25 protein-coding genes and 1 tRNA gene are annotated in these 19,600 nt (G+C 46.8%); 10 read left to right on the forward strand and 16 right to left on the reverse strand.

Going from position 1 to position 19,600, the window contains the following annotated elements:
- Nucleotides 1–276 precede the first annotated feature (276 nt).
- Genes G470_RS14820 through G470_RS14830 form a run of 3 tightly spaced genes read left to right on the forward strand, consistent with a single transcriptional unit; the run spans nucleotide 277 to nucleotide 1,288 of the window.
- Nucleotides 277–594, forward strand: coding sequence for a helix-turn-helix domain-containing protein (locus tag G470_RS14820; protein ID WP_028273479.1), 318 nt, complete (start codon nucleotides 277–279; stop codon nucleotides 592–594).
- An 11-nt stretch (nucleotides 595–605) separates the two neighbouring features.
- Entirely contained in the window at nucleotides 606–821 is a 216-nt protein-coding gene (locus G470_RS14825; RefSeq protein WP_240470632.1) for a transposase, read from the forward strand.
- The gene (locus G470_RS14830; protein WP_240470630.1) at nucleotides 740–1,288 is read left to right on the forward strand and encodes an IS3 family transposase; all 549 of its coding nucleotides are present in this window, start codon (nucleotides 740–742) and stop codon (nucleotides 1,286–1,288) included. The genes G470_RS14825 and G470_RS14830 overlap by 82 nt, the downstream gene beginning before the upstream one ends.
- A 63-nt stretch (nucleotides 1,289–1,351) precedes the next feature.
- Here G470_RS14830 and G470_RS0102645 read toward each other — a convergent pair whose 3' ends face one another.
- The 10 genes from G470_RS0102645 to G470_RS0102695 all read right to left on the reverse strand — a co-directional run bounded on the left by G470_RS0102645 (nucleotide 1,352) and on the right by G470_RS0102695 (nucleotide 8,752).
- Nucleotides 1,352–2,056, reverse strand: coding sequence for a DUF1129 domain-containing protein (locus G470_RS0102645; RefSeq protein WP_051258379.1), 705 nt, complete (start codon nucleotides 2,054–2,056; stop codon nucleotides 1,352–1,354).
- Between the two features lie 33 nt (nucleotides 2,057–2,089).
- On the reverse strand, nucleotides 2,090–3,190 hold the full coding sequence (ychF, locus tag G470_RS0102650) for a redox-regulated ATPase YchF (RefSeq protein ID WP_028273481.1): 1,101 nt from the start codon (nucleotides 3,188–3,190) through the stop codon (nucleotides 2,090–2,092).
- 32 nt (nucleotides 3,191–3,222) lie between these two features.
- A complete protein-coding gene (locus G470_RS0102655) occupies nucleotides 3,223–3,408 on the reverse strand; it encodes a DUF951 domain-containing protein (RefSeq protein WP_028273482.1) in 186 nt (61 codons plus the stop codon).
- Nucleotides 3,409–3,446: 38 nt separating this feature from the next.
- A complete protein-coding gene (locus G470_RS0102660; RefSeq protein ID WP_028273483.1) occupies nucleotides 3,447–4,334 on the reverse strand; it encodes a ParB/RepB/Spo0J family partition protein in 888 nt (295 codons plus the stop codon).
- Nucleotides 4,327–5,088, reverse strand: coding sequence for a ParA family protein (locus G470_RS0102665; RefSeq protein ID WP_028273484.1), 762 nt, complete (start codon nucleotides 5,086–5,088; stop codon nucleotides 4,327–4,329). Before G470_RS0102665 ends, G470_RS0102660 begins: the two co-directional genes overlap by 8 nt.
- Before the next feature lie 58 nt (nucleotides 5,089–5,146).
- Nucleotides 5,147–5,866: a 16S rRNA (guanine(527)-N(7))-methyltransferase RsmG gene (gene rsmG / locus G470_RS0102670; protein WP_028273485.1), complete on the reverse strand. Its 720-nt coding sequence runs from the start codon at nucleotides 5,864–5,866 to the stop codon at nucleotides 5,147–5,149.
- A 203-nt stretch (nucleotides 5,867–6,069) separates the two neighbouring features.
- On the reverse strand, nucleotides 6,070–7,425 hold the full coding sequence (locus G470_RS0102675; RefSeq protein ID WP_028273486.1) for an FAD-dependent oxidoreductase: 1,356 nt from the start codon (nucleotides 7,423–7,425) through the stop codon (nucleotides 6,070–6,072).
- Nucleotides 7,426–7,664: 239 nt separating this feature from the next.
- Complete coding sequence (locus G470_RS0102680) at nucleotides 7,665–8,087, reverse strand: Hsp20/alpha crystallin family protein (protein ID WP_240470631.1); 423 nt, start codon at nucleotides 8,085–8,087, stop codon at nucleotides 7,665–7,667.
- A gap of 153 nt (nucleotides 8,088–8,240) precedes the next feature.
- Nucleotides 8,241–8,313 (reverse strand) — tRNA-Val (locus tag G470_RS0102685).
- Between the two features lie 82 nt (nucleotides 8,314–8,395).
- On the reverse strand, nucleotides 8,396–8,752 hold the full coding sequence (locus tag G470_RS0102695) for a hypothetical protein (RefSeq protein ID WP_028273488.1): 357 nt from the start codon (nucleotides 8,750–8,752) through the stop codon (nucleotides 8,396–8,398).
- Nucleotides 8,753–8,850: 98 nt separating this feature from the next.
- Here G470_RS0102695 and G470_RS0102700 point away from each other — a divergent pair, with 98 nt between their 5' ends.
- Complete coding sequence (locus tag G470_RS0102700) at nucleotides 8,851–10,152, forward strand: hydroxymethylglutaryl-CoA reductase, degradative (protein ID WP_205617869.1); 1,302 nt, start codon at nucleotides 8,851–8,853, stop codon at nucleotides 10,150–10,152.
- A gap of 219 nt (nucleotides 10,153–10,371) precedes the next feature.
- Here G470_RS0102700 and G470_RS0102705 read toward each other — a convergent pair whose 3' ends face one another.
- The 4 genes from G470_RS0102705 to G470_RS0102715 are packed head-to-tail and all read right to left on the reverse strand — an operon-like array spanning nucleotide 10,372 to nucleotide 12,792.
- Nucleotides 10,372–11,124 carry a sugar phosphate isomerase/epimerase family protein gene (locus tag G470_RS0102705; RefSeq protein ID WP_028273490.1) on the reverse strand — a complete coding sequence of 251 codons (753 nt, stop codon included), beginning with the start codon at nucleotides 11,122–11,124 and terminating at the stop codon, nucleotides 10,372–10,374.
- Nucleotides 11,125–11,136: 12 nt separating this feature from the next.
- Nucleotides 11,137–11,739, reverse strand: coding sequence for an NAD(P)-dependent oxidoreductase (locus tag G470_RS14640; RefSeq protein ID WP_205617870.1), 603 nt, complete (start codon nucleotides 11,737–11,739; stop codon nucleotides 11,137–11,139).
- Nucleotides 11,740–12,111, reverse strand: a complete 372-nt coding sequence (locus tag G470_RS14645) for a Rossmann-fold NAD(P)-binding domain-containing protein (RefSeq protein ID WP_205617871.1) — start codon at nucleotides 12,109–12,111, stop codon at nucleotides 11,740–11,742.
- Between the two features lie 33 nt (nucleotides 12,112–12,144).
- A complete protein-coding gene (locus G470_RS0102715) occupies nucleotides 12,145–12,792 on the reverse strand; it encodes a YczE/YyaS/YitT family protein (protein ID WP_028273491.1) in 648 nt (215 codons plus the stop codon).
- A 129-nt stretch (nucleotides 12,793–12,921) separates the two neighbouring features.
- Here G470_RS0102715 and mscL point away from each other — a divergent pair, with 129 nt between their 5' ends.
- Nucleotides 12,922–13,344 carry a large-conductance mechanosensitive channel protein MscL gene (gene mscL, locus G470_RS12485; RefSeq protein ID WP_035444917.1) on the forward strand — a complete coding sequence of 141 codons (423 nt, stop codon included), beginning with the start codon at nucleotides 12,922–12,924 and terminating at the stop codon, nucleotides 13,342–13,344.
- A 58-nt stretch (nucleotides 13,345–13,402) separates the two neighbouring features.
- Here the strand turns inward: mscL and G470_RS0102725 are convergent, their stop codons facing one another.
- Nucleotides 13,403–14,569 carry a hydroxymethylglutaryl-CoA synthase gene (locus G470_RS0102725; protein ID WP_028273492.1) on the reverse strand — a complete coding sequence of 389 codons (1,167 nt, stop codon included), beginning with the start codon at nucleotides 14,567–14,569 and terminating at the stop codon, nucleotides 13,403–13,405.
- 292 nt (nucleotides 14,570–14,861) lie between these two features.
- Here G470_RS0102725 and G470_RS12490 point away from each other — a divergent pair, with 292 nt between their 5' ends.
- Nucleotides 14,862–15,149 (forward strand): YkvA family protein, encoded by a 288-nt coding sequence (locus G470_RS12490; RefSeq protein WP_051258381.1) that lies wholly within the window; start codon nucleotides 14,862–14,864, stop codon nucleotides 15,147–15,149.
- Nucleotides 15,150–15,245: 96 nt separating this feature from the next.
- Here G470_RS12490 and G470_RS0102735 read toward each other — a convergent pair whose 3' ends face one another.
- The gene (locus G470_RS0102735; RefSeq protein WP_028273493.1) at nucleotides 15,246–16,157 is read right to left on the reverse strand and encodes an NADP-dependent oxidoreductase; all 912 of its coding nucleotides are present in this window, start codon (nucleotides 16,155–16,157) and stop codon (nucleotides 15,246–15,248) included.
- A 169-nt stretch (nucleotides 16,158–16,326) separates the two neighbouring features.
- Here G470_RS0102735 and G470_RS12495 point away from each other — a divergent pair, with 169 nt between their 5' ends.
- From G470_RS12495 to G470_RS0102755, 4 genes are all read left to right on the forward strand, one after another.
- On the forward strand, nucleotides 16,327–16,707 hold the full coding sequence (locus G470_RS12495) for a YtxH domain-containing protein (protein ID WP_035444919.1): 381 nt from the start codon (nucleotides 16,327–16,329) through the stop codon (nucleotides 16,705–16,707).
- 69 nt (nucleotides 16,708–16,776) lie between these two features.
- A complete protein-coding gene (locus G470_RS12500; RefSeq protein ID WP_035444921.1) occupies nucleotides 16,777–17,565 on the forward strand; it encodes a lipopolysaccharide assembly protein LapA domain-containing protein in 789 nt (262 codons plus the stop codon).
- 499 nt (nucleotides 17,566–18,064) lie between these two features.
- Nucleotides 18,065–18,946 (forward strand): manganese catalase, encoded by an 882-nt coding sequence (locus G470_RS0102750; RefSeq protein WP_028273494.1) that lies wholly within the window; start codon nucleotides 18,065–18,067, stop codon nucleotides 18,944–18,946.
- A 413-nt stretch (nucleotides 18,947–19,359) separates the two neighbouring features.
- Nucleotides 19,360–19,600: transposase (locus tag G470_RS0102755; protein WP_028273495.1), on the forward strand; the 241-nt coding region annotated here is incomplete at its 3' end.

The following is a 19,600-nucleotide window of genomic DNA, read 5'->3' on the forward strand; positions in this document are numbered from 1 at the left end:
AGGTCCAAATAACCTATCCGCTCTGATAAGATTTGGATCGATTTCACCTATTTGGGCCAAATCCGCTGTGTTTTACCTTCAGATTTGGACGCAAAACAGCAAAATGGACCAAATCCGCAAAAAGTTGTCCTTTTATTTGGTCCAATCTCCCACACTGCATCGAGTACACGCAAAAAACACCGGCCCCCCATTTAGACTAACACAATAAAATGAGACAATATAAAACACCTTCGAAATGGTATAATCAAGAAAATACTCTATCGGAGGTGTTTTTGCGTGGGCAAAAACATGTATTCAAGTGAAGTGAAATGGGCAGTAGTCAAAGCCAAACTTAGCGGCGACTTAACCAACAAAGAAATCATGGAAAAATACGGCATAAAGAATGTCTCTCAAATCAAAACATGGATGAAGTGGTACCGAACGAATCAACTCCATCGTTTTAACCAGCCGATCGGGAAACAGTATTCCTATGGATTCGGGCCGGAATCAGAAAGCGAAGAAGAAGGCAAAAATAGACAGCTGGAACAGTTACAGATGGAGAATGAGATCTTAAAAAAGTACTTGGAACTGAGCGAGGAGTTGAAAAAGAAGTAGTCCACCAATTGGTGGACCGGTTTAGAGAAAAGTATACGGTAACGGCTATTTTAGGTGCATTGGGTGTCGCCCGTTCGACGTATTACCGCTGGACGAAAGAACCGAAGAAGGTTTTGTCGAAAGTCGAATCAGCCATTACAGAACTATGCCGCACACACAAATACCGTTATGGACACCGGAAGATCGCGAAACTCTTGAAGCGCAAATACAAAATGAAAAATGGGTGACCGACATTACGTATATTCAATACGGCCCGGAAACACTGTATCTTTCGACCATTATGGATTTGTATAATAACGAAATCGTCGCCTACAAGCTGTATCCGCACCAACGGACCGCTTTGGTAGTGGATACGCTAGAAGCAGCCTTGAAAGTGAGAGGGAATCCTAAAGGCGTCCTCATTCATTCAGACCAGGGGTCTGTGTATACTTCTTATGCATTTCAACTTTTAGTAAAAGAAAACGACTTGGTGAGCAGTATGTCGAGAAGAGGCAATTGTTGGGATAACGCAGTGATCGAATCGTTTCATTCAACGATTAAATCAGAAGAGTTTCAGTATATTAAGTACCATTCGTTGTCCTCGCAGCAAGTCATCACTCGTGTGACAGACTACATGAAGTACTATAACCAGGAACGAATTCAAGAAAAATTAGGCTACTACTCCCCGATGGAATTCAGAGGAATAGCAGCCTAAGAAGGTGTTTTATAAGTGTCTCAAATCAGTATGTCAGTCTACGAAAGAACTTGGTTTTTTTGTTTACATCAAAGTGCCTTTGATATTCAGTTTCCGTTTGAAGTAGAACTTGGCTGCAAAAGCCGCGGCTCCAATGAGCAAGGTCAACCATCCTGGAAGAGGAATATTGATGGACGGTGGAATGATCACTGTCGCGAATGTCATCAATAAAATCCACGCAAGCATGGCGACGATTGACACGAGAATATAGCGTAGCATACCGCCTTTTCGTCCTGGAACAGGCGCATTTTTGGTGATGGCCAATACCACTGCTCCACCGACTAGGAAATTAAAAATCAAGGTGATGAGCCCCATCTGATTTTCCGGGTTTTCGTTTCCGAACAGATAAGACAGGCCGGAAATCAAAGCGAACATTCCTCCGAGGAGCAATGCTCCATCCAAATACAACTTCCAGCTTTCGGAACGCTCAACGGTTCCTTCTTCTGTCTGCGTTGGGGACTCCAAGATGGAACGGGCCTGGTCCGGCACCGTACCGTACAACTGGCGGGCAGTGATTCCCAATCCTTGTTGTTCCACCAATGTTTTGAGCATGTCATTGAAAATCTCTGTCCGCTGTTCCGCCGGCATATCCGCATTTTCCAAGCGGCGGTTCAATTTCACCATATAGTCCCGGTTTTTGTTGGTCAACCGGTCAAAGAGCTCTTTGTTTTCTGCTTGTTTTTGTTGCAAAACATCCACGGTATCGTGTTGATTGTTTTCTGGTTCCAACTGAGTGGCTCCTTTCTTTGCAAACGGATTTTTTTACACGTTGAAGCGGAAAAGCATGACATCGCCGTCTTGGACAACGTATTCTTTTCCTTCCGAACGGTAAACGCCGGCTTCGCGGGCAGCTTGGAAGCTTCCATGTTTGTCGAAGTCTTCATAAGAGACTGTTTCGGCACGGATAAATCCACGCTCAAAGTCACTATGAATGACTCCGGCCGTTTGTGGAGCTTTCATTCCTTTGCGGAACGTCCATGCACGCACTTCTTTTTCACCGGCTGTAAAGAAGGTGGCCAGTCCAAGCAAGGTGTACGCAGAACGGATCAGTTTGTTTAGTCCCGGCTCTTCAATGCCCAAATCTTCTAAGAACGCCATTTTTTCTTCGTCTTCCAATTCTGCCAGTTCTTCTTCAATGGACGCACAGATGGTGATGACTTCTGCGCCTTCTTGTTCTGCGATTTCCCGTACCTGCTGTACGTATGGATTATCTTCAGGAGACAACAAATCTTCCTCGGAAATGTTGGCCACGTAAAGAACCGGTTTGCTTGTCAGCAAGAACAATGATTTCACCACCGGCAGTTCTTCTTCTGTGAATTCCAGTGAACGGACGGGTTTTCCTTCTTCAAGAACCGGTTTGATTTTGTCCAACACCGCCAATTCAGCCACGGCGTCTTTGTCTTTTGTTTTTGCTAATTTAGCGGTTTTCGAGTAGCGTTTGTCCACGCTCTCCAAATCTGCCAACGACAACTCCAGGTTGATGGTTTCGATGTCTTCCACCGGGTTTACCCGTCCGCTGACGTGAGTGATATTCTCGTCGTCAAAGCAACGGACCACGTGGCAGATGGCATCCACTTGCCGGATGTTGGCCAAGAATTTGTTTCCGAGCCCTTCGCCTTTGCTGGCGCCTTTGACAATCCCTGCAATATCCGTGAACTCAAATGTTGTAGGAATGGTTTTTTTCGGGTTTACCAATTCCGCCAAGCGGTCCAGGCGGCGGTCCGGCACTTCCACCACACCGACGTTTGGATCGATGGTTGCAAACGGGTAGTTCGCCGCTTCGGCTCCCGCTTTTGTGATGGCGTTAAAAAGGGTTGATTTCCCGACGTTCGGCAACCCTACAATTCCTGCTGTCAAAGCCATAGTATTAACTCACTCTCTCTGTTAGTTTCTTCTTACTTATCCAGTACTTTTTTCATTTTCCGTTCGAATTCCCGACGCGGCATCATCACCAATTGGCCGCAGTTGTCGCACTTGATGCGGATGTCTGCGCCCATACGGATGATTTCCCATCTGTTGGTCCCACAAGGATGAGGTTTTTTCATTTCGACGAAATCATGGAGGTCATAGTTTTTTTCCATTTCGGAAATCGCTCCTTTTCATTTGTTAAACGACAAAACTAATCATCAAAACTTATTTCTAAAATGTCTAAAATGCGTGTCAAATCGTCCAAAGAGAGATATTCAATCTCAATTTTTCCTTTGTTGGCTTTTTTCTCACGGATGACGACACTCGTACCGAATTTGTTCATCAAGCGCTCTTCGCTCTCGATGATGTAAGCCGGCTTTTTCTCTGTTTCAGGTTTCTTTTTTTCTTGGCCGTTTTGGTTGGCTTCGTTGACAAGCAGTTCCAACTGACGGACGGTTGTGCCTTCTTTGGCCACTTTTTTCGCCAGCTCCACAATTTTGTCCTTGTCTTTCAATCCCAGCAGCGTCCGTGCCTGCCCCATCGAAATGTCATTCCGCTGCAGGAGGGTTTTCACTTCGTCCGGCAATCCCAACAGCCTCAAATAGTTGGCGATGTACGGCCGGCTTTTCCCTAGTCGTCTGGCGACTTCTTCCTGCGTTAAATTCAATTTCTTCATGAGCATCGCATATGCTTCTGCTTCTTCCAATGACGTCAAATCTTCCCGCTGCAAGTTTTCCAAGACAGCGGCCTGCATCATTTTTTCTTCGTCCAATTCCCGCACGATGGCCGGAACGGTTTCTTTTTCTGCCAGCTTGGACGCTCGCACCCGGCGTTCTCCGGCTACGATTTCGTATCCTTTGACGGTGGATTTCCGCAAAATGACCGGCTGCAGCACCCCGGTTGCGCGGATGGAATCAGCCAGTTCATCCAAGGCCACCGGATCGAAGTTGCGGCGCGGCTGATACGGGTTGGGGCGTATTTCCTCCAATGGCACGGCCTGCACACGTTCGTCATCCGCTTCGACGTTTTCCAATTCCGGGATATCTTGGAAAAAAGCGTCGATGCCTCTTCCCAGACCCTTCCCTTTCTTGTTAGCCATTTTGGATCACTTCCTCTGCCAATTCCTGGTACACTTGTGCCCCTCTGGAGCGGCGGTCGTAATCAACGATGGACAATCCGTAACTTGGCGCTTCCGACAAACGGATGTTGCGCGGGATGATGGTCTTGTAGACTTTTTCGTGGAAGTATTTTTTCACTTCTTCCACAACTTCGTATCCCAGATTGGTACGGGCATCCAACATCGTCAACAGTACGCCTTCAATTTTCAAATTCGGGTTGAAGTGCTTTTGAACCAAACGAATCGTGTTCAACAATTGACTCAATCCTTCAAGCGCGTAGTACTCACACTGGACCGGGATCAGAATCGATCCGCTGGCAGTGAAGGCGTTGATGGTCAAATGTCCCAAAGACGGCGGGCAGTCAATCAAGATGTATTCGTATTGATCTTCCACTTCGTGTATCGCAGCTTTCAACCGCGATTCCCTGGCCATCAAGGTCGTCAGTTCCACTTCTGCTCCCGCCAATTGAATGGTCGCCGGTGCGATCCACAAATTTTCGCGGCTGGACGGTTGGATGACTTCACTCAACGGCAGTTCGTTGATCAACACGTCATAAATGTCTTTGTCCACTTCCGCTTTGCTGACGCCCAATCCGCTTGTCGCATTGCCTTGCGCGTCCATATCAATCAGCAGCACTTTTTTTCCGGTATTCGCTAATGAAGCACCCAAATTGACGGTGGTGGTCGTTTTGCCCACGCCGCCTTTCTGGTTCGCAACGGCAATTATTCGTGCCATGTTTCATCCTCCATCTGTATTCGCGTCTGTATTGATCCAGCAGTTGTCTGAGTTCGTCTTATTCGATCGGTTTTTTGTTCGGTGTTCCCGGTTTGCGAGGGTATTTGTTGGGTGTTTCCTTTGTCTTGTCAATCAAGATGATGTGCCGTTCCCCTGCTTCTTTCGGCAAATCGAAGGCGATGTCTTCACGCAGCTTCCCGCCCAAGGTGGCGATGGCTTTCTGGGCGTCTTCCAGTTCTTGGTCGGCATTTGCGGCTTTCATCGCAATGAACGTGCCGCCTTTTTTGGCTAATGGGAGGCACAATTCCGAAAGGACGCTCATCCGTGCAACAGCCCGCGCCGTGACGAAATCAAACGATGCCCGGAACTGTTTGTTCTGCCCGAATGTTTCCGCCCGGTCGTGATACAAATGCACCCCGTCGAGGCCCAGTTCTTTTCTCAACGTGTCTAAAAATTGGATCCGTTTGTTCAAAGAATCCACAATCGTGATTTCCAACTCCGGATACATGATTTTTAGGGGGATGCTGGGGAAGCCAGCACCTGAGCCTACGTCGCATAGACTGTGGACCCCTTGGCTAAAATCAATGAACAATCCGGCTGTCAGAGAGTCATAAAAGTGTTTCAAATATACTTCTTCGCGTTCAGTGATTGCAGTAAGATTGATTTTTTCGTTCCATTCCTGTAACAATTCCAGGTAGCGGTCAAACTGTGCCATTTTTTCTTCTGTCACAGGAAGCCCCTGTTTCTGGAGTTCAGCTTTGAATTCTTCCGGATTCATCTAAAAAACCCCTTATATAGCATTTTGTGAAACACATTTGTTTCACAACACATCTCCTCTAACTTTATAACAAAAATGTCTTAAATACAATGGTTCCAGCGAAGTTTTTTCTACTATATATGGCGAAAAACCGTGTCGCCTTTTAAAGCAAAAAACTCACCCTTCTCAACACACGGTTGAGAGGGTGAGTTTTTTTGGTTGGATTAAAACAACATGTTGTCGCTTCCGAATGTTTCGCCGAGTGCTTCTTGGGCGAGGACGTTCAAGTAGTTCCACGGACGGTTGAATCCCGGTTGGAAAAAGAAGTCCTGCAAAGCTAATTGTTCCAACGTCCATCCAGCAGAAATTGCAAGGGACAATGTGTTGACTGCCGCGGTGACGTCTTCAGTGGACATCAATTGGGCGCCGACAATCCGGTGGCTGTCTTTTTCGAAGTGTATTTTCATCAAGACGGTGTCGTTGTCACCCATGAATTTCGGGCGCACTCTCTCTTCGACGAATTTGCTTTCCACTTCTGCGCCGATTGAATCCGCGTCAATGTCTTTCACTCCCGTGGAAGCAAACTTGTAGTCAAACAGAGACAGTCCGGATGTACCGGAAACAGCCGGCATTTTCAATGTTTTCTCTACGATGTTTTTCGCTGCCACCGCTCCTTGACGACGCGCGTTGGATGCCAACGCAATCAGCTTTTCTCCACCGTTTGGCGCGAACGGAACATGGGTGGCGTCTCCGGCTGCAAAAATGTCTTTTTGGGACGTTTCCATGTACTCGTCCACCACAACGGTGCCGTCTTCGTTGAGATCCACGATGCCTTGCAACCATTTTGTGTTTGGTTTCACACCTGTCGCCATGACGACAGTGTCCACTTCGTATTCGCCTTTGTCAGTCACCACTTTGGCGACCGCTCCGTTTTCACCGATGATTTCTTTGACCATTTCGCCTGTGCGAACAGCCAGACCTTTTTCTTCCATGTGTGCTTCCAATACATCGGTGAACTCTTTGTCCAAGTACGTGTTCAACACGCGGTCCAATGCGTCCACCACAGTGGTTTCGATGCCGTGTTTCGCAAAAGCTTCCGCGACTTCGATACCTATGTATCCGCCGCCGACCACTACTGCTTTTTTCGATTCGTTCATGCGTGCTTTGATTTTCTCTGCCCAATCACGACCGCGTACATAAAAGACATGGTCAAGATCTGTTCCTGGAATTGGCAGTTCAACCGGTTTGGCACCAGGAGTGATGATCAATTTGTCATAACTTTCTTCGGTTGTGCCGTTTTCATTTTTTACTGTGATGGTTTTGTTGTCGGGGTCGATTCCCACCACATCGCTGTTCATGTGTACGTTTACGTTTTGTTCCTTGTAAGACGCTTCAGTTGCATAGTGCAGCTGATCAGTGGAAGTGGAGATGCCTTCTAAATAACTGTGAATGCCGCATGACAAGAAAGATGCAGTTGTTCCACGTTCATAAAGGTGCAAATCTACATCTGGGTGATCTTTCAAAATCGTTTCGATTGCTTCGTAACCTGCGTGAGATGTTCCTACAACGACTACTTTCATTAACAAAATGCCTCCTAAAATCAATTCGGTACAGGTGCATTATAACAAAAATCGAATGGTTTGTGAAGAATATCTCACTATTAATTATTGTTATACCTTTCATGAGTCAAATTGCTTGACTTGATTATCTTTTTGTTGTGTTAACTAATTAACTTGTTGCCCAAAACCATACAAGTTACATGCATAAAAAAGCCCCAAAAAGATAGAAGTAAGTCTGTCTTTTGGGGCTGGTTATGAGCTTATTGAATGTCAATGCGCCGAGATGTCGGTGCCTGCGGTTCTTTTTTCGGTAGGTGAACGGTCAACACGCCGTTTTCAAACGATGCTGCAATGTTGTGTTCATCTACGTCCCGAAGAAGAAACTGCCGTCTGAATGAACGTGATGTCCGCTCACGGCGGAGATAATTGCCTTCTTCGTCCGTTTCATCTTTTCCTTCTTCTTGCTGTGCGGCGATGGAAAGAACGTTGTCATGGTACTCCAAATGGATGTTTTCTTTAGCCATTCCCGGCAAATCAGCTTCTAAAATATATTCGTTGTCCGTTTCACGGATGTCGGTATTGAATCCCGCTGCGTTTCCAAAAGAGGGATCGAACATGACGTCAAACAAGCGTCTGCTGAAGTCCATAAAATCTCGTCTTCCAGGAAACATGTCGTACATCATCTATTTCCCCTTTCTGAGTTTTTGGAACTTTTTTACCAACTTCTTTTCGTTACATGTATATTTTATCCCCTTTTATTTTTCGGGTCAAGCAAGTGCCGTCGGTCTGGAGGCACAAAAAAAGACGAGGCAGCGAATGCCTCGTCTTTCATATGATGGTCCCTACTGGGCTCGAACCAGTGACCCCTACCTTGTCGAGGTAGTGCTCTCCCAACTGAGCTAAGGAACCGTGGTGTTGACTCCTTTAACAGTATAGGTCATTTCCATTTTTTTGTAAAGCCCTTTTTGAAAAAATGTCTTTCCTCTTTGTTTCACACATAATCCAGCCACTTCATCTTGCGGATAATCCGAGCAGTCTCTCCATCTGTGTACTCCTCATCCGTGAGCACCACGTATTCCTTGTCTTCCAATAGATGCAGCTCAACATGATCACTGACAAAGGGTGTGAAGATATAAAAATCCGTTCCATCCATTTTTAACTGTTCGATGTCCCCATAGGTGTTATCGAAATCCACTCGGAAGTTCAGCTTTTCTTCTTCAACCGCCGTTTTTAAGTTTTTCTTCAATCGATCAGCCCGCGTTTTTTTGAACGGGTTCAACGATTCAAACCCCATCGGCATATGATATCCGGGAAGGACAGTTTGATTGACAATGACTGCTTTTTTCATTGAATGAATCCCCTTCCTTTTTCTTTATCATACCTTTTCTTATCGCTCCTTTCCACTTTCATGTGGTATGCTTGGGGTATCAATTCGAGAACGAAAGGATGTCTCCTGTGGATTTGTCTAAACTATCCAAATTTTATAAAAAAACCAAATCTGAAAAAATCGACTCCCTCCTTCAAGCAGGGGTGATTTCCAAAGAAGATGCGACCCTGTTATCCGAAAACGGTTTGGAACTGCCGGACGAAATTGCCGGAAACATGATTGAAAATCAAATCGGCCGTTATTCTCTGCCATATGGCGTGGCCTTTCATTTTTTGATCGACGGCAAAGACTACGCTGTCCCGATGGCGATGGAAGAACCGTCTGTGGTGGCGGCCGCCAGTTTTGCGGCAAAAATCATCCGCGAAGCCGGTGGGTTCCGGACGTCTCTGACGGACCGGCGTATGATCGGACAGGTGGCCTTGAAAAGCGTCCCGGACGTACAAAAAGCCATCCAGAACATCGAACAGCACACCGAGGAAGTTTTGTCACGAGCCAACGAGGCACATCCTTCCATCGTCAAACGTGGCGGTGGTGCCCGCGAAGTACACGTCCGTTTGTTGGAAGCCGACACGATAGAAGACACGCCGGAATTTTTGGTGGTGCATCTTCACATTGAAACGTTGGAAGCGATGGGTGCAAATATTGTGAACACGATGATGGAAGGCATCGCCCCTTACTTGGAAGAGTTGACAGGCGGCACCGCCTTGATGCGCATCCTGTCCAACTATGCCACCGAATGTTTGGCAACGGCGGAATGCCGCATCCCAACTCGTTTGTTGAAGCACGGTTCCTTTACCGGAGAAGAAGTCCGGGACCGAATGATTGAAGCCGGGCACTTTGCGTGGGCAGACCCGTACCGCGCCGTCACCCACAACAAAGGCATCATGAACGGTGTGGACGCTGTGGTGCTGGCCAGCGGAAACGACTGGCGGGCCATCGAAGCCGGCGCGCACGCTTATGCCGCGAAATCCGGACAGTACCGGGCTCTCTCACGTTGGAAAAAAGGTGAAAACGGCGAATTGGTCGGCACGTTGACTCTGCCGCTTCCTGTAGGCGCGGTCGGCGGTTCCATCGGAATCCACCCAGCTGCCCAGTTCACCAAGCGTCTGCTGGGTTATGAATCCGCCGCAGAACTCGAGCGGATTATCGTCTCAGTGGGACTGGCCCAAAATTTTGCGGCGATGCGGGCATTGGTCACGGAAGGCATTCAAAAAGGCCACATGGGACTTCAGGCCCGTTCACTAGCCATCAGCGCAGGAGCGAAAGGCGCCGACATCGACAAAGTCGTGAATCAATTGAAAGAAGCGCCGAACATGAACCTGGCCACCGCCAAAGACATTTTGGAAAATCTGGAAAATTAAACCCCACAGTCCGAACCGCTGCGTTCGGACTGTGGGTTTTTCGTTTGTTGCTTTGTTGTATCCAAATAACCGCCGGCTGGATTCACGATTTGGGCCATTTTGACCGATTCGGGCCAAATATTTCCAAAAAAATTGGGCGATTTGGTCCAGAACGCCTGAAAAGGACCAAATCACCCATTAAAATTCATTTTATTTCGCCACATGCCGCTTGCTTTCTCGTCAACCGAATTTCTCCACGATTTTTCTCAGCGTTTCCGCATCTTGTTTGAGTTGCCCGGGGTCATCCTCTTTGACAAATTCCAACAAGTAATGATGCGTATAAGGTGAGTGGGTCAAAATGCGGCTGATGTAGTCTTCCCAATCTTCCGCGCCTTCCTCTAAGCTGAATCGGTTGTTGAAGTTTTCCCAATGGAAGACATGGACATTGGTGATCCATTCGCCCAGAAGAGACAGGCTGCTTTTGCGTTCTTCCACCGTCAGTGTTTCTGCCGGCTGCCAGTATAAGAAGACATTCGGCGCTTCGATGGCTTCCATCAGTTGGCGGGCGCTCTCCGGTGTATCGGTCAGCGTGTCGCTGTGGTATTCAAAACTGATGGACATACTTTTTTCATGCGCCAGTTTGGCGATTCGTTCCGCGTCTGCCACTACCTCATTAAACCACGCTTCATCCGCTTCCTCAGATCCTTTGTCCCCGGCCCACACCCGGATTATTTTCGTGTCCAAGGCTTCCGCTACGGCGAGAATGGAGTCAAACGATTCGTTGGTGCCTACTTTGTAGTAGGTTCCATACGAACTGGTGACCAATCCCGCGTCTTTCGTCAATTGGGCGACTCGTTTGGCTGTTTCCAACTCTGTCGGCGGCACGTGGTTGTTTCCGCCCCATTCAATGGCCTCCACCCCTGCATCTTTTGCGATTTGAATGATGTCTTCTGGTTGTTTGTCGCGAAACGTCACTGAACACAATCCAATCATCTTTTTCCCTCCTTAAGTCATGTGCGCGTAACTTTCTTTAGCAATACGATACTCCAAAGGTTTGCCGTTTACATAGCGTTTGGCCTCTTCCAACATGAATGCCCCCAGCCGCTCCGTTTCGGAACCGGCACTGCCTGCGATGTGCGGCGTGACCACCACATTATCCAAATCAAACAACGGCGAATCTTCCGCCGGCGGTTCCGGATGCGTCACGTCTAAAATCGCCGTCAAATCCGACCGCTTTTTCATCACTTCAATCAGTTCCTCTTCCCGTACAATGGCGCCGCGTGCCGTGTTGATAAATATCGCGTTCGTTTTCATGGAATGAAGCAAATCACCGTTAATCATGCCGATCGTTTCCGGAAGCAGCGGCGAATGCAGCGAAGCCACATCGGAACCCGCGAACAATTCTTCCAACGACACTTTTTCGACGCCCAGTTTGTCTGCTTCTTCTTCTGAGACGAACGGGTCATAACAAACCACGTCGAGGTCATAAGGACGCAACAGTTCCAACGTTTTGCGGGCGACTTGGCTCAGCGAAATCAATCCCACCGTCCGTTTGTATGCGCCCAATGAGTGGTACTGCCCAAATCGGTACTTGCGATCTTTCCGCACCTACCGGGTGATCTGCCAGCCATTTTTCAAAGAAAATAAAATCTGGCTCACTGTGTATTCGGCTACAGGGATGGCGTTGGCCACATTGGCAGTCGTCACTTGAATCCCTCGGTCCCACACGTCATCCGTCAACAGCCGTTTCATCGCTCCGCCTGCATAAAAGATGGCTTCCAAGTTCGGTGCCTTTTCCAAGAATGACGCATCAAAAATCGGCGCTCCCCATCCCGAAAAAATGACTTCCGTCTGTTCCAACAGATCCGGATACTCCAAACATTCTTCAGCGGTCAACGGGGCAGCCAACAGCTCAATGTGCTGCCGGATTTCTGCCCGTGTTTCCGCGGAATACACCGCATCGACAAAGCGATCGGTCATGATGATTAAGCCTTTTTTTCATATTCTCTCTCCTCAACGTATAGAATTGGATGCTGCCTCGCGTTGCTTGGCAAAAACATTGCGATAAGCGGTCGTCAACGGCCCGATCAACAACGCGGAAATCAAGGTTCCTTCCCGAATGCCGGTGATATCCCCCATGACCAGCCAGGACAGCACCAGCGCCGACACCACCATCGTGACATCAAACGCCATTTTGACGGTTCCGAAATTTTTCCTCACCACTTCTGACAGCGCATTCACAAAGCCTTCTGCCGGGTTGTAAATTGCCCGTGCTTCCAACTGCAAGTAAATGCCGAACGCCAAAACTGCACTCCCTGCCACAAGATACAACAGTCGGGTCACATAAAGCTGCGGCTGGATAAAGTTCAGCATTACCGCGGACAGGTCAATCGCGCCGCCCAATAGAGGCCCCACCGTCAATTGCAGCCATTGCCTTTTTTCAAATCTCCCGCGCAACAGCACTGCTTGCAGTACCACCCATAGGATATTGAACCACATCGTCATGGTTCCGAGGCTCACTTTCCATATCCGGCTGACGACAAAGGGCAGGCTGGTCACTGCCGTGGTTCCCAGTCCGGTTTTCGTAATGATGGTGATTCCGGTACCGATAATGACCACACTTAACAAAAACACCCCATACCTTTTCAGCACATTTCCCATCTGCTCCCCCCCTATTTGTAAAGCGGTTTCTAAGACACATTTACTATATCATAACCCAACCACTCATTTCTGTTCTTTTAAATCAGTCTTCGTTATACTGGAGAATGTAGAAAAGGAGTGAAAAAGAACATGTTGCAAGAGTTCAAGGAATTTATCATGCGCGGAAACGTGATGGATTTAGCGGTCGGGGTCGTCATGGGGAGTGCCTTCACCGCCATCGTGAACGCACTGGTGGATCACATCATCACCCCCATCATCACCGCTTTGACCGGGAATGCTTCCGTGGATGACCTGTTTATCCAAGTGGGTGCCGCAGAATTGCGGTACGGGTTGTTTTTGCAGGCTATCATTGATTTTCTCATTATCGGGGCCGTCCTGTTCGTTGCCATCAAAGCCATGAATAAGGTGATGCGCAAAAAAGAAGAAGAGCCGGAAGAAGAACCGATCCCGGTTACGGAACAGTACTTAAAAGACATCCGGGATGCCTTGGTGGAACAAAACCAGTCCACGAAGCTGGATGCCACTGATGACTGGCCGACACATATTGAATAACTTTCTTAAAACGAAAAAAGCCCGCTTCATCCGTTCAAGGATGAGGCGGGCTCATTTTTTACTTGTTGATGTACTCTCTGATTTCGTCCCGTACGCCGGCCAACACGACTGGAGCAGGGTCTTTCTCCACTTCCAACTCAATGGCAGAGCCGTCTGTCGGTAAGGATTGTTCAAAGATGTCTTCGTATTCCTCAATGCTCAATTCTTTGCGGTTGTCCAACATTTCCTGGTGTTTTTCACCCAGCATATACTGTTGGTAGCCGGCTTTCAATGTGCCACTGAAGAATTCGCCGACCGCGCCGGAACCGTAACTGAACAACCCGATGCGTGCCCCTTCAGTCAGTTCTTCGCCTTGTTCCAACAAGGACAACAAGCTCAAGTACAATGAGCCGGTGTAAATGTTCCCGACCACTTTGTTGTACGCGATGCTTTCTTCGTACCGCTGTTTCAAGCTCTCCTGCACTTCCTCGGAAGCTTCGTCGATGATGGCACGGAACGCTTTGCGTCCCATCTTCGTATACGGAAGGTGGAAACAAATTGCCGCCATGTCATCCAAGGTACGTCCTGTTTTTTCCTTGTATTCGTTCCAAACGGTTGTGAAGAACTTGATGTAGCTTTCGTTGGAGAATTTCCCGTCAACAAACGCTTTGTCGGAATGAATCGGACGCCAGAAGTCCATGATGTCTTCCGTCAAGAGAGCCTGTTCTTTGTCCAATGCCAAGATACGAGGGTTTGCACTGATCAACAGCGCCACCGCTCCCGCTCCCTGTGTCGGTTCGCCCCCGGAGCGCAGACCGTATTTCGCGATATCCGAACCCAATACCAACACTTTGCTTTCCGGATTCAATGCGATGTGTCCCATCGCCAACTGGATGGCTGCAGTCGCTCCATAGCAGGCTTGTTTCAATTCCACCGCACGTGCTCGCGGTTGGATACCCGCCAGATGATGCACCCAGACAGCGCCGGATTTGGAATGGTCCACTCCGGTTTCGGTTCCAAACAACACCATGTCCACCGCTTGCTTGTCTTCATCATCCAAAATTTCCAATGCCGCGTTGGCCGCCATCGTCACCGAGTCTTGTGTCGTTGGCGCAACCGCCATTTTCTCTTGTCCGATTCCAACCAAGTACTTTCCAGGATCGGTGTCACGGGCATGCGCCAGTTTTTCCATATCCACATAAAAGTGAGGCGTGTAAAAACCAATTTTATCGATTCCTATTTCCATTTCGAGTTCCCCCTAATAGTTGCTATAGATAAATGTCTATAAATTTGTGTCATTCATTTTTTCAGATTCTTCTGTATTATAACGGTGGAAGTTTAAAAAAAAATTAAGGACGCTCACGGCGGCCACCACTCTGCATTTTTGAATGTTAAGACCGTTCTAATGCGTGTGTATAAACATTCCAAATCTCATCCTTAAGACGGATGCCGACGGAAGTTCAAATCGTTATAATTATTTCAACGTAATCCATTGCCTTCTGAACTTTCTAGCCACATTTATAGAAAGGAAAATGAATATGAAAACAAGAAAAAAAACAATTAAAACACCAACCTCTAAAATCAAACATTTGGTCTTGTCCCTGTTTAATGGAAAATTGGACAACAAAAAGAAACTGGCTGTTCTTGGAATCATCCTGTATATCGTCAGCCCGATTGACATCGTTCCGGATTTCCTTCCGGTTGCTGGTTACGCCGATGACATCCTCCTGCCGATTCTGCTGATTGTCGCAGACAAGTTGATTCAAGACAATCCAGAGGATCCGGAAATCAGTGAACCTCACTCCAATAGACGACAAGTCAATTAATCCACAGAGAAGCCTCAAAGCGGGAACCGCCGCCTTGAGGCTTTTTTCAGGTCCTTTGGTTGTCTCAACACGCTGAGCAGTCGATGGTGGATTGGTTTATTTCACCTTTACGACCAATTTCCCGCGCGTGTGGCCGGATTGACTTTGTTTGTGGGCTTCTCGCACACCTTCTTCTGTGAATGGGTACGTCTGGGATACGATTGGAATCAGTTCGTTTGTTTCCATCAGCTCAGCCAGTTTTTTCAAGCGTTCTCCGGTCGGTTTCATGGAGAAATACACGCCTTCGATTCCATGTTCTTTCAATTTTTCTTCGTCCGGCTCTTGGACGAGCGACACCAACCGTCCGCCGGGTTTCAACACGGAATAACTTTTTTCCTGCGTTTTTCCGCCGATTGAGTCGATGACGAGATCAAAGTCCTTCAGTTTTTCTTCGAAATCCTCGTTCTTGTAGTCAATGTGTTCGCTTGCTCCGATGGATTTGACAAATTCTGCGTTTTCTTTGCTGGCAGTGGTTGCGATATACGCGTTGAAATATTTGGCGATTTGAATGGCCGTAGACCCCACACCGCCTGCACCGGCATGAATCAACACGCGGTCGCCGTCTTTGATTTTTCCTTGTTCCACGACTGCTTCCCATGCGGTTTGGCCTACCAACGGAACCGCAGCAGCTTCTTCAAACGACATGTTATCGGGAATTTTCGCCGTGACTTCTGCCCGTGCACGGGTATACTCTGCATAAGTCCGGGCCGCATTGGCAAACACGCGGTCACCCGGTTTCAAGTCCTTCACTTCCGAACCGATTTCTTTCACGATTCCGGCAACATCGCCGCCCAAAACCATCGGCAGTTTGCCGCCTACCTTGCCTTCTCTTCTTTTCCAATCAACCGGATTGATGGAGAAAGCATACACTTCAATCAGTACTTGATTCTCCTTAAACGTAGGCATCGGCATGTCTTTTTCTTTCAACTGATCTACAGCGCCGAACTCTTCGATTAAAATCGCTTTCATTTCTTTGCTCCTTTCTTCTTTTCTTCATTCCATATCGTACCATATTTTCGTCGCCTTCCATAAAAGTAGCCCTCCTTCTCTAAGGCGTTTTTGTTTCCTAATCATTTCCGAATCCGCTATACTACAACTAGAAGAACCTATTCTATATTTATTTTAAGGAGGAAAGGGAATGGCTAAGTTTTTGAAAGGCGTCGCAATAGGAGCTGCATTGGGTTTGCTGTTTGCACCGAAACCTGGAAAAGAGTTGCGCAAGGATTTGAAACACCGGTTCAATCAATCGAAAGAACAAGCAACAACACAGGCAAAAGGATACAAGGAGGCAGCCGTCAAAGCTGGAAGCAACGTGCAGCACAGTACATCTGAAGCCGCAGAGAACATTAAAATCACTCTCAAAGAAACTGCAAAAGAAATGAAAAACCAGATGCAGGAAGCTTCCAGTGAAGTGAAAAAAGAGGCGCAAAAAGTTCAATCAGATGCTCAGACAGAAATGAAAAAAGCACAAGAAGAAACGTCTGATTCGCCTTCTTCTGACAGACTACCCTCCGATTAAGGTTAAACGTCGGCTGTTGTACTCAGAGTTCCGCAGCAAGTTGAATTTTGCGGAGGAAGGAATGATTTGATGAAAAAGGCAGGACCAATCATCGGCCTCATTATTGCCCTTGCAGTGGCACTCATCGCTTTCTTGAATCAGTCCATCGTCACTTTGGATCTTTGGCTCCAACAAGTTTCTCTTCCCCTTTGGGCGCTTCTGGCTGGGACATTCTTATTAGGATTGTTGGCCGGCGCGTTGTTTATGATGCCGCTTCTCGGCAGAAGGAAAGACCGCGTCCATGACTTGGAAGATGAGCTGGAAAAAACCAAACGGGAACGTGACTCCATCGCCGAAGAGACACGCAAGGAATCGGAAGCCGATTTGACACAGAAAAATTCTGAAATCAAAGGGTTGCTTGCTCGTATCGACAGTTTGGAAACAGAAGTCCGAGAAAGAATCCGCAACACACAAACGGCACCTGTTCAAAGTGACGCTGCAGTCGCCACTGACTACGACAATACACCTAATGGAGGGAATGGCTCGATGCCTTCTAGAAAAGAACGACGCGCAAACAAAAGAGATGCAGATACAACTCAAAACAACGTTGATTATCCTGAATCTCCGGAGAACAACATGAACCGGGATGACGTAAGGGATACCGCTTCTCCGAGAACGGATCACAAAACATTTGACCGCCGGGAAGATTCACCTGCCGACACCACAGATCGCAGAGACCATAAAACGTTCGACCGCAGAGAAGATCACGCTCCTGAAGACACCGGCAACCGTACGGACAATCGGACTTCCGGTTCGGACTCTGCAGATGCGGACCTTGTGGTGAAGGAAATCGACGACACAGACAACAAGAGAAGATAGATAGAGAATTTTGCGTCTAAACAAAGCCAGCCTGGAAGATACAACTTTCAGGCTGGCTTTTTGCTGTTCTTTGTTGTCGCCTTATAGTATATCAGTTACTTAGATAATGCTTATTAACACTTGGTCAGGATATAAATCAAAGAAGATTGCGACTTCATCTTTGTTCTACCGGTTCCACTATGCTTATTTATTATTCAGAAACAAAGTTTCTGCTTTCTCTTTTGAACCCAAGTTCTGAAACCCCAAAGCTGCTTATGTCATAGCAATTCAAAATTGTTCCAAAACTGTTAAGTTATGAAACGAGAGGAATATATCGAATGAATATATCAGTTATAAAAAGAGGTCCAAATTAATTTAATCTGGGCCTCTTTTTATAATGTTTTTTGAAACCGTATCATTTGAAGGATGAATTTATATGACTTACTGTTGTATATGTAGGATTGATTTGGAAAAAACTAATCCTACATATGACACTATAATATATCAGGAGGACCGTTATATGTATATAAGAAAGTCAAACTTACAGTATCATGCGAAGCCTGAGAAAAGTAACCCCATTCTTGCACGACGCCTGCAAGAAATTTTAGGCGGCCAATGGGGAGAAACTACAGGAATGCTGGCTTATACCCTTCAAGGCTGGAACACTGTCGGTAATGAAAAATATAAAGATTTATTATTAGACACCGGTACGGAAGAAATAGGCCATATGGAAATGTTAGCAACCATGATCAATGACCTATTACGTGACGCTCCTACTGAAACGATAGAAGAATTTGCGAGAAATAGTGATCCAGCGACTGCTGCAATACTTGGCGGTATGGACCCTCAACATGCGTTCGTCAATGGTCTTGGTGCAGGGTTATCTGATTCTAACGGAAATCCTTGGAGCGCAAATTACATTATTTCAAGTGGTAACTTACTCGCTGATATGCGTTTCAACGTTGTCCGTGAATCACAGGCTCGCCTTCAAGTATCACGTAACTTCCTGCAAACGGAGGATAAAGGTGTTCGCGATATGCTAAGTTACCTCATGGCTCGCGAAACGCAGCACCAGCTTCAATTCTTAAAAGCTTGTGAAGAATTGGAAGAAAAATACGGTCCAGTTGTACCACATGGTACTCAAGACTTACAAAAACAAGGTAAAGAGTTTACACATACACTTTACAACTTCTCAGAAGGAGAAGCCTCTCAAGCAATCGAAGGAGAAACTGCTCGTGACGGGAACAAATTCAACTATAGTAGTAATCCCATTAGTGCAGGCGGCGAACCTGATTTAACAGCTGCACCAGAAATATTAAGAAATACTCCACCTGAAGATCCAAACACTGCAGTTGAAGAAGGACGCAGAATGCTTGAAGGTGAACAAAATACAAGTAAATAGTGAAAAAAATAAAAATATACTTGGCTTAGACTTATGTGATATGCATAAGTCTTTTTTTGTGTAGCCTTTTCATCGAAAGGAGGATTTTTAGCCCATAGATAAATCATAATTTTGGTATACGTTTTTCTCTTCTTACGAATGACGAACTAGATTCCTAAAGATCCCATGATACGTATTATATGTTTAAAAGACAGGAAAATACCCTCATTATCTAAAGTCGAATATGTAAGAAGGGTATTTTATGAGATTTCTTGATTGACCTAAACTAGAAAAGATATGTTCAAAGTTTTGAGATATTAGTCCAGAAGGCGACAAAAGGTGAGAGTATAAAATATTTTGTGTAAATAGAAAAAAGGAAGTCCCTTCTGTAGAATAAAGTTACCACACCCATTCACAGAAAAGAGGACTTCCCTATGAACGATTTTACTACAGAACTCCTGCAGACTCTAGCCACCAAAGGCGATTTGAACGAATTATTCCGCTCCCATCTGGAGCTGGCCGTGAACACGCTACTGCGGACGGAGCTGACGGCCTTCCTGGATTACGAGAAGTACGACCGGATTGGGTTCCACTCCGGCAATTCCCGTAATGGCACCTATGACCGGACGGTCAAGACCGAGTACGGGGAGCTCCACCTCGAAATCCCGCGCGACC

The sequence above is a fragment of the Atopococcus tabaci DSM 17538 genome (genome assembly GCF_000429585.1).
GTDB lineage: Bacteria > Bacillota > Bacilli > Lactobacillales > Carnobacteriaceae_A > Atopococcus > Atopococcus tabaci.